The organism is Streptomyces sp. NPDC002044 (assembly GCF_040296725.1).
In the GTDB taxonomy this organism is placed as follows: Bacteria; Actinomycetota; Actinomycetes; order Streptomycetales; family Streptomycetaceae; genus Streptomyces; species Streptomyces antarcticus.
On record NZ_JBEOXU010000305.1, the window covers coordinates 1 to 2,359 of the forward strand.

At 79.8% G+C, this 2,359-nt stretch carries 1 protein-coding gene; it reads left to right on the top strand.

All coding sequences use genetic code 11. The features are described from left to right. Nucleotides 1-396: 396 nt before the first annotated feature. Nucleotides 397-1,413: a TetR family transcriptional regulator gene (locus ABT106_RS32235; protein ID WP_502979544.1), complete on the top strand. Its 1,017-nt coding sequence runs from the start codon at nt 397-399 to the stop codon at nt 1,411-1,413. Nucleotides 1,414-2,359: the final 946 nt, after the last annotated feature.

Genomic DNA, 2,359 nt, shown 5'->3' on the forward strand with positions numbered 1-2,359 from the left:
GCCCGGGTCCGGCCGCCCCGCGCCGGCCGGCAGGGCGCCGCGCCGTACGGGCCGGGGCCGGCGTCGTGCCGCAGCGTGCGGGCCGGGGTCGTGCGCCACCGTACGGGCGGTCGTGCCGTGCCGGTGTGCGGTGCCGCTGCTTTGCGGCCGCCGTTCCCGCGGGTGCGGGAGGCCGGATCGTTCCGGCGGTGGGGGCCGTTCCGCCGGTACGGGAGGTTCCGGTGGTGTGGAAGGTGCGGGGGAGGGGGTGGCCGGGCGGGGCGGGGCGGCGGGTTCCGGCCGGGCGGGCGGCGGCTCCAGCGGGACGCGAGCCGGGCTCCGGTGCGGCCGCAGACTGTGACCGCGAAGATCTTGTACCCCCTGAGGCAAACCGCGTTGGCGGTTTGTGGAGACTCCATGGCGAAGCAGGAGCGTGCGGCCCGCACGCGGGAATCTCTGGTCCGTGCGGCCGCGGAGGTGTTCGCCGAGCAGGGGTTCGTCACCGCCTCGATCGCGGTGATCAGCCGCCGGGCCGGGGTGAGCGCCGGCGGTCTGCACTTTCATTTCGAGAGCAAGACCGCGCTCGCCCAGGCCGTCGAGGACCGGGCGGCCGAGGCCCTGCGGCGCATCACCGCAGGCCGGCGGGCGTTCACCGGCTTGCCCGGCATGGCGGGCGTGCCCGGTACGCCCGGCGTGCCCGGTACGCCCGGCGTGCCCGGTATGCCCGGCGTGCCCGGTGCGGAGGGTGCGGCCGGCCTGCCGGGGGCGGCGGCTGAGCCGGGAACGCCGGGAGTGGCGGCTGAGCCGGGAGTGGCGGGAACGCCGGGAGTGGCGGGGACGGCGGCTGAGCCGGGAGTGGAGGGAGTGCCGGGTGCGTCCGGTGGGGCGGGTCTGCCGGGTTCCCCCGGGGTGGTGCGCGGGGGTGGGCCGGGTGCGGCGGGTGTGTCCGGTGCGGCGGGAGAGCCGGGCGGGCCGGGTGCGTCGGGGGTGGGGCGGTGTGGGGGGTCTGCGGGTCCGAACTCTCTTCAGGTGCTGGTGGATTCCACGCATGCGCTGATGGCGCTGCTGGCGGGGGACGTGGTGGTGCGGGCCGGGTACGGGCTGTGCGCGGATGCCTCCCGCAGGAGCGGGGTCGACCTGCGGCGGCAGTGGACCCTGTGGGTCCAGGAGACGGTGGGGGCCGCGGCGCGGGAGGGGGCGCTGGCCGAGGGGGTCTGCGCGCGGGACGCGGCGAGCGCGGTGGTGGCCTCGACGGTGGGGCTGGAAGTCCTGGGCGCCGGCGAACGGGACTGGGTCGCGTCCCATACCCTGACCCGGTTCTGGGCGTTGATGCTGCCGCGGCTCGCGGCGGCCGGAACCCTGGACGCGCTGCTGCCCCAGGGATCGGCGGCCGGACCCGCCGAAGGTGTGCCCCTGCCCCCGGAGACAACCTGAGGGCCGCAGCCGGGCCCCCGCCCTGCCCGCCCCTGCCGTTGCCGTGCGCACGTGTGCACGTGCGCCGAGCGGCGTGCCGTCCGGGTGCGTCCGGAACGGGTGCCGCCCGCCGCCTCGCCGGCGCGCGCGACCCGGACACCGCACGCCCCCCGGTGGACGGCACGGGGTCCGCGGCACCTCCTGGAGCCCCACCACAGCCCACAGCCCACAGCCCACAGCCCGCAGCCCGCAGCCCGCAAGCCCGCAGCCCGGGGGCCGGGGCCGGTCCAGCCCGCCGTGCTCTGCGCCGGCTTGGCCGGCTGCCCGCCGCGACCGGCCCGCCGGCTCGGGGCCGCCCCGGCCGCCGCGGGTTCCGTGCCGCGGATGTGTGTTCCCGCCGCCGCCGTGCCGTCCCGGGCTGTCCGGACTCCCGCGCCGCCGCCGTGCTGTCGCGGGGCCCCGGGGCCCGCCCGGTCTGCTGCCGTCACGGGCCCTGCGCCGTGCCGTGCGGCCGGCTCCGCCCGCCGTGTCCTGTGCCGTCGGGGCTGGCTGCCCGCCGGGACCGGCCCGCCGGCTCGGGGCCGGCGCGGCCGGCGCGGGTTCGGTGCCGTGGACCCCGCGCCGTGTGGCCGGCTCCGCCGGCCGTGTTCTGTGCCGGCGGGGCCGGGTGGCCGGCCGCGTCGCCGCCCGCACGGGCTGCTGCGGTCCGGTGCGAGGGCACGGGTCCCGGCGGGGCCGGGCCGGTGAGGATCCCGCCGGGACCGGCCGGCCTGCCGGCTCTGGGCGTTGGGGCCGCTGTGCCGGGCCGGGCTTCCGCGGTGCCGCCCCCGGGGGCTTCGGGTGTCCGGGCCCGGTCTGCCGTGCCGGCCCGTGCCGGGGTGGGCCGTGCGGCCGGCCCCGCCCGCCGTGCTCCGATCCGAACAGGGACCCCGCATGAGCGACACGACCGCCAAGACCGCGATCACCC